The sequence below is a fragment of the Mesorhizobium sp. M7A.F.Ca.US.006.04.2.1 genome (assembly GCF_004022915.1).
In the GTDB taxonomy this organism is placed as follows: domain Bacteria; phylum Pseudomonadota; class Alphaproteobacteria; order Rhizobiales; family Rhizobiaceae; genus Mesorhizobium; species Mesorhizobium ciceri.
Genome location: NZ_RZQA01001523.1, coordinates 1 through 670, shown reverse-complemented (window position 1 = coordinate 670; position 670 = coordinate 1). Strand labels below are relative to the sequence as shown.

At 67.0% G+C, this 670-nt stretch carries 1 protein-coding gene; it reads right to left on the bottom strand.

Annotated elements, in window-relative coordinates; all coding sequences use genetic code 11:
- A partial coding sequence (locus EN925_RS38490) for a 3'(2'),5'-bisphosphate nucleotidase CysQ (protein ID WP_164894811.1) occupies positions 1-590 on the bottom strand: 590 nt, incomplete at its 3' end.
- Between the last annotated feature and the right edge of the window lie 80 nt (positions 591-670).

Genomic DNA, 670 nt, shown 5'->3' with positions numbered 1-670 from the left:
CCATTGGCGATCATGGCCAGCCGATAGGCGAGCGAAGGGCTGTAAGGCGCCCGCTTCAGCCGCGCCTGCCATTCGGCAGGCATCAGGTCGGTCAACTGCTTCAGCCCGGAAATCTCGGCCGTTTCCGCCAGCTTGCGAACCGCAATGCGCTTGCCGTTGCGGAAAGCACCCTGGCCGGGCAGCGCCCAATAGGTCTCCTCCATCGCCGGGCATTCCAGCACGCCGGCCAGCGTGCGGCCATGTTCGACGACGGCGACGCTGACGCACCAGGTGCGCTGGCCTTCCAGGAAACCGCGCGTGCCGTCGATCGGGTCGACGACGAAGGTGCGGCGTGCCGAAAGCCGGACCGGATCGTCAACTGTCTCTTCCGACAGCCAGCCATAATCCGGCCGCGCCGCCAGCAATGTTTCGCGCAGATAGGCGTCGGCCGCGTGGTCGGCCTCGCTGACCGGTGATGTGCCGCCCTTCATCCAGACTTGCGGGCTGTTGCCGAAGTAGCGCATGGCGATCACCCCCGCCTCGCGGGCGGCATCGCGCAGCAGCGGCAAGTCTTCGGTGGCTCCGGCAGTGGTCAGGTCATGCTCCGGCAAGGGTCATGCCTTCGATCAGGAGCGTCGGCGCCGCGGTGCCGAAATTGCGGTCGAGGTCATCGGCCGGCACCATGTTGAGG